This window comes from Paraliobacillus quinghaiensis (assembly GCF_003426025.1).
In the GTDB taxonomy this organism is placed as follows: Bacteria; Bacillota; Bacilli; order Bacillales; family Amphibacillaceae; genus Paraliobacillus_A; species Paraliobacillus_A quinghaiensis.
Genome location: NZ_QJSH01000057.1, coordinates 1 through 2,171, shown reverse-complemented (window position 1 = coordinate 2,171; position 2,171 = coordinate 1). Strand labels below are relative to the sequence as shown.

Annotated in this window: 1 protein-coding gene; it reads right to left on the bottom strand. The window is 36.9% G+C overall.

Annotation, left to right across the window (positions count from 1 at the left end; genetic code table 11):
* The coding region (gene adhE / locus D2K40_RS16135) for a bifunctional acetaldehyde-CoA/alcohol dehydrogenase (RefSeq protein ID WP_117157358.1) at positions 1-2,171 on the bottom strand (2,171 nt) is incomplete at both ends.

The window sequence follows — 2,171 nt, the reverse complement described above, 5'->3', positions numbered from 1 at the left end:
CGTTTGTCAGCAACAAAATACTCATATTTAGGGAATGAAACAAATTTTGTTGGCTTTTTAGCGTTATAACGAATAACGTGTGGCATCAAGATTGCATTGGCACGTCCGTGAGCAATATGGAACTCTGCTCCAAGTTTGTGCGCTAAGCTATGGTTAATACCTAAGAATGCATTTGCAAATGCCATACCAGCAATAGTTGACGCATTGTGCATTTTTTCTCTAGCAAGTTCATTGCTTCCATCTTTATATGCAAGTGGAAGATATTCGAATACTAACTGGATCGCTTTTATTGCAAGACCATCCGTGTAGTCATTTGCCATGTTTGAAACATATGCTTCGATTGCATGTGTTAATACATCCATACCAGTGTCAGCAGTAACAGCTTTTGGTACTGTCATAACAAATTGTGGGTCAATGATTGCAACATCTGGTGTTAATTCATAGTCTGCTAATGGATACTTCACATTATTTTCTTTATCTGTGATAACTGAGAAAGATGTTACCTCAGAACCAGTACCAGAAGTAGTTGGAATTGCAACGAATTGCGCTTTTTTACCTAATTCAGGGTATTTGTAAACACGTTTACGAATATCTAAGAATTTTTGTTTTATGCCATTGAAATCTGTTTCTGGGTGCTCATGGAATAACCACATACCTTTTGCAGCATCCATTGCAGATCCACCACCAAGTGCGATAATTACATCTGGTTGGAATGCATCCATTGCAGCAGCACCACGCATAACTGTGTCTTTAGACGGATCAGGTTCTACATCTGAGAAAATTTCACAGTGTACATAGTCAGCACGCTTACGTAAGTGATAAAGCACTTTATCAACGTAGCCTAATTTAACCATCATTGGGTCTGTAACAATAAAAGCTTTAGATATTTTCGGCATTTTAGCTAAATATTGTACTGAATTTTTCTCAAAATAAACTTTTGGTGGAACTTTAAACCATTGCATATTAACATTCCTTCTCGCCATTTTTTTAACGTTTATTAAGTGTACTGCTCCAACGTTAGTTGATACAGAGTTACCGCCGTATGAACCACAGCCAAGTGTTAATGAAGGCATATAAGCGTTATAGATATCACCGATTGCTCCTTGTGAAGATGGTGCGTTCAGAATGATACGTCCAGCTTTCATGCGAGCGCCAAAAGCATCAATAACATCTTGGTTTTCAGAATGAATAACAGCTGAGTGACCTAATCCACCAAATTCAAGCATTTGTTCTGCTCTTTCCAAACCTTCTTCACTACTGTTTACTTTATAAGCAGCAAGTACAGGACTTAATTTTTCACGAGATAATGGATGATCTGGTCCAACACCAGTAAGTTCTGCTACTAGAATCTTTGTTTCTTCTGGAACTTTAACACCTGCTAATTCAGCAATCTTAACTGGTTTCATACCAACAATCTTTGGATTAACTGCACAAGTGTCCTCATTGATTACTAGTTTTTCAACTTTTGCTTTTTCAGCAGCATTTAAGAAATAAACACTGTTATCAATCATTTCTTGTTTTACTTCGTCATAGATCTCTTTATCGATAATTACAGCTTGCTCAGAAGCACAAATCATACCGTTATCAAATGTTTTAGATAGAATTAAATCATTTACAGCACGTTTTACGTTAACTGATTTTTCAATATAACAAGGTACGTTACCAGCTCCAACACCCAATGCTGGTTTACCTGAACTATAAGCTGATTTAACCATTCCTGGACCACCAGTTGCTAGAATAGTAGCAACACCATCATGTTTCATCAATGTTTGTGTCGCTTCAATCGAAGGTGTTTCAACCCATTGAATACAATTTTCTGGTGCGCCTGCTTTTACTGCTGCATCATAAACAACTTTTGCTGCAGTTGAGCTACATTTTTGTGCTGATGGGTGGAAAGCGAAAATTATAGGATTACCAGTTTTAATAGAAATAATTGATTTAAATAGAGTAGTAGATGTTGGGTTTGTTACTGGTGTTACGCCAGCTACTACACCAATTGGTTCAGCAATTTCAACCATACCTTCATGATCGTTTTCACTGATTACACCAATTGTTTTATCATATTTTACATTGTGGTACACATATTCAGTTGCAAAAATGTTTTTGATGATTTTGTCTTCATAAACACCGCGGCCAGTTTCTTCAACTGCCAACTTCGCTAATTGCATGTG